Annotated in this window: 4 protein-coding genes and 2 pseudogenes; 3 read left to right on the top strand and 3 right to left on the bottom strand. The window is 39.0% G+C overall.

Going from position 1 to position 3,831, the window contains the following annotated elements; genetic code table 11:
* Positions 1-210 precede the first annotated feature (210 nt).
* Positions 211-585 (top strand): annotated as a pseudogene (locus ACFE90_RS37010) (ISLre2 family transposase); the annotation flags it as partial.
* Between the two features lie 432 nt (positions 586-1,017).
* On the opposite strand, the gene ACFE90_RS37005 reads toward ACFE90_RS37010, so the two are convergent.
* Positions 1,018-2,100: an alpha-L-fucosidase gene (locus ACFE90_RS37005; protein WP_375507211.1), complete on the bottom strand. Its 1,083-nt coding sequence runs from the start codon at positions 2,098-2,100 to the stop codon at positions 1,018-1,020.
* A gap of 413 nt (positions 2,101-2,513) precedes the next feature.
* The gene (locus ACFE90_RS37000) at positions 2,514-2,687 is read right to left on the bottom strand and encodes a HEAT repeat domain-containing protein (protein ID WP_375507212.1); all 174 of its coding nucleotides are present in this window, start codon (positions 2,685-2,687) and stop codon (positions 2,514-2,516) included.
* 95 nt (positions 2,688-2,782) lie between these two features.
* Between ACFE90_RS37000 and ACFE90_RS36995 the strand changes: the two genes are divergently transcribed.
* Both ACFE90_RS36995 and ACFE90_RS36990 read left to right on the top strand, forming a co-directional pair.
* A complete protein-coding gene (locus ACFE90_RS36995) occupies positions 2,783-2,923 on the top strand; it encodes a hypothetical protein (protein ID WP_375507210.1) in 141 nt (46 codons plus the stop codon).
* An 82-nt stretch (positions 2,924-3,005) separates the two neighbouring features.
* Positions 3,006-3,462 (top strand): annotated as a pseudogene (locus tag ACFE90_RS36990) (ISKra4 family transposase); the annotation flags it as partial.
* 173 nt (positions 3,463-3,635) lie between these two features.
* Here ACFE90_RS36990 and ACFE90_RS36985 read toward each other — a convergent pair.
* Positions 3,636-3,831, bottom strand: a 196-nt coding sequence (locus tag ACFE90_RS36985; RefSeq protein ID WP_375507209.1) for a winged helix-turn-helix transcriptional regulator, incomplete at its 5' end; no start/stop codon positions are given.

The raw sequence follows: 3,831 nt of genomic DNA, 5'->3' as shown, positions 1-3,831 counted from the left end.
CAGCATAATCAAGGGTTTATATAAAAGATCATACTTTTCCTACTTTTCCTACTTTAGACTTGTCCGAAAACTCCAAAGCCAAAGTGTTCAAAGCTTTGAGACAAAACTTTGATATTTTTGCGAAAACGCAGTTATAAGGGTTTGAGATAGTTACTGATAGTTTAGAAACATAAAAATGAACTCCTACTTTTTCAAAGCTAGTGATTATTGTTTAAAAAAGCTCGTAAAGCTTTAAAAAAAGGCCAAGCTCTAGATTTAATGAGAAACATGGGTGAATTTATTTCCCAGACAACGGGAGAGCGTTGTAAAATTTTGGTAAGAGAGCGAAATTATATTTTAAAAGCCTATCGCAGGCGGCTATTAAACTATCCTTTAATTGTCACCTATCAGCTACCACTTGATAGTAGTGCAGTTGAAAGTTTAATTCGTCAGGCTGTTAACTTACGCATGAAAGGAAATAGTAAGTTTTGGCTTCAAAATAATGCAGAGATAATGTTACATCTGCGATACCAATGGATTGCTAAAAGTTGGCACAAATATGTAGGCTCTATTTTTAATTCTTTCCTTAAACCTAGCAGTGCTTAAAAATTTTATACTTAAATTCTCTCCTTTTAAAATTTTTATTTGCGATCAATACTAAGTAATTAAGCTTAATATCATCAAATTAGATGCTAGCAATCCTTTTGAGATATCTTAGATGGATTAATTATCGTGCATTTTCAGTGCCTTCTATGCTATTAAAATAACTTTCTACTTAAATATATATTTTAGCGTTCGTACCTTTTTTGTCCGACCTCACAAAATCGCGTTGCTCCCCTTTAACAGTTAGATGAAGCCTATCAGTATACTGCTAGCAACCTACCTCACAATACTGCTGTCAAAATTGAAGTCGCTAAAGGACGTGATACCAATTTAAAATGAAGCTGCATATAATGAGGAGAAGCAAACTTGGTAAGTTGACATACTCATGAGTCGCCCATTTAAAATTGCGATCGCCGAGAGCGTTACCTTAATTATTTAAGAATCAATATCAATACAAATCACTGTAACGTATGGATTAATTACTGATTCAGGTACATCAATTGTTAATTCTCCTAACGGATTGGGATTAAGAATAGAATCCATAATTGCACAGCGACTTGTGTACGTTAGGGGCGTGCCGTCAGCAAGAACAAACACCGATTTGACTCGTTTTATTGGTATACCTCTAACTGATATTGTCTCGTAAGGTTTCATTAGTAGGTGTAGATAAATGCGATCGCCTCCGGCACGCGAAGCGCGAACGCCCTTACGAGTCGAGGGGCCATAAAATTGCCACGGTTCTAATCCTGGGGTTGTATCAAGTATACTTTCAGAGTGGCTCCCCATCCAATCTGCTATACCTTTGAGACGCTCTAACTGCTCAGGAGGGATTTGTCCATTACCCATTGGACTAACATTGAGTAAGAGGTTGCCTCCAATGCCAGCTACTTCGCACATTGTATGAATCAATTGACGAGAGGATTTGAAGTTGCGATCATCTGAATTGTATCCCCAACTTGAGTTAATAGTCAGACAGGTTTCCCAAGGATGAGCAGGTGGGTGAGGAGGAATAAACTGCTCAGGAGTTTCAAAGTCTCCACAATTCGGAAGACGATCATTAATGAGAATATTCGGTTGTAAATCACGAATCATTTTTGCTAATTCTTGAGCCTGCCATTGCTCTGGAGTGCGTTCCCAACTTCCGTCAAACCAAATGATATCAATTTCACCATAGTTGGTCAATAATTCTCGTATCTGATTGAACATAAATTGGATATATCGCTCCCACTGTTGCGCTGTCGGTTGAGGTAGTTGGTCAAAGCGATAAGGTTTATCTGCCTCTGTAAAAGCTGGATAGTCAGGATGATGCCAGTCACTAAGCGAAAAATAAAGACCAATACGCAATCCTACAGAGCGCATCGCTTCGATATATTCACGTACAATATCTTTTTTGTAAGGTGCAGATGCAATTGAAAAGTCTGATTCTTGGGTATGGAATAAGGCAAAACCATTATGATGCTTGGCTGTTAATATGGCATATTTCATTCCTAGACTAAATGAGGGAATTAGAGTAGCCATAAATGCTAGATGTTTATACGGTTTAGAAGTGATTGGGGTTTCCTCTAAGAATTGGGGCGATCGCTAGGGAGTATCTATAGGAGAAAAGTTTTTACTGTTTTGCAAAGTTCCAAAAATTATAACTAATCAATCGAATTTGATATTATTTCCCCAACCACCGATTTAAAGATTCCCGGCGTTGTTGATTTCTTTCTCCTGGGGTCATATCAAAAAGACTTTATTTTTTAAATGCCAGTGGCTCAAAATGGCGTTTTTCAGATGCCGTGAAAAGTCAGATTGAATTATGACCCTGCTTTGCCGATTGTGATCAAAAAGCTGTTGGCGAAGTTTCCACAGTAGGGAATTGTTTGTGTGGATGGGGTGCTGGTTAAGTGGGATGAGTAGCGATCACAGACAGAATAGATAAAGCAATTTCAAACCTTACTGTCAAGTTTATCTAATGCTCGTCTTGCCATATTTCGTACTTCTTTATGCTCATCTTGTAATGCCTGAATTAAAAATTTTACTGCTCGCTTATCCTTGAGGTTTCCTAAAGATACTGCTGCCCAATGTCGAGTTAACCAATATTCATTTCGTAATGCGTTAATTAGTAGTTCAACTGCCCTAGTATCACCTAGTTATCCTAAAATTCTTGCAGCTATTTCTTGCCTGTAAAAACAAAGTATAAATCTTAAGGTCACAGTTGGCGGTCGATGGCTTGGTAGTCGTTCTAATAGTCGTCACCCTTAATGCAGACAACCTCAGTATTATCCGTCTTTCAATGCCTTTGGTGATTAGCGATCGCCAAATGCCCCAGACTTATCTTCGTTCCTCCAAGATTTGATATTTACTGAGAAGTGTCTGCCCAAATTCACGAGATATTCAAACGCTACACCGATGTAGTAGAAGAAGTAGCCCTAGATGAAGCGTACGATGTTAAATATTTGACTGGGGTTGAAGTATCGAAAAGTGTTCAGCAGCGACTTGTACACCGTCAAAATTTTGAATTACCTTTATCACAGTCAACAGTCAAAGAGTTGAGTGTAGATGGTGGAAATATTCGTATTCGTACACCAATTGGACAAAGAAAGTGACTGGAAAGGTTATAAAGCTGTACGTCTGCACAACTTGGCTGCGATCGCAGCCTCATTCCAAGAAAATAATTTTGTAGTCAATTGGGTCAATAACCAAATCATGGCTCCTATACTTACTTGTATTGGAGATGGACATGACGGAATTTGGAATATTATCCGTGAATTTACTCCCCCTATTGAACGCCGCGAAATACTCGATTGGTTTCATCTCATGGAAAACCTACATAAAGTAGGTGGTTCACTCAAAAGAAACAACAAGGCAAAAAGTTTACTTTGGAAGGACAAAGTTTCAAGCGATGCTTTTGAGCTTTCCGTCACGACCACAGGCGATCGCTCTATTTATCCATCTGGAACAAAGGTGCTTGAAAGCTGATTTCGGCAGATGGCGTTCCCAACGTGAAATGAAGGACTGATAAGGCTTCTGGAAAAGTTTTCGGTCTACTGAATTTAAGAAACACTCTTTTATTGCTGAGGTAGTTCGTCTCGATGGGTATGCGCCCACTCGCACATTGCCTCAACAATCGGCATTAAACTTTCACCTAGAGGCGTTAATGAGTAGTCTACGCGGGGTGGCACTTGAGCAAAAACCTCTCGGTTAACAAGTCCGTCTTGCTCCATTTGTCTTAGTTGCTGGGTTAATACACGACGGGAAATACCT

The organism is uncultured Nostoc sp., from assembly GCF_964245445.1.
GTDB lineage: Bacteria > Cyanobacteriota > Cyanobacteriia > Cyanobacteriales > Nostocaceae > Nostoc.
The sequence above is the reverse complement of the archived record's forward strand: the minus strand, read 5'-3'. Positions and strand labels throughout refer to the sequence as shown.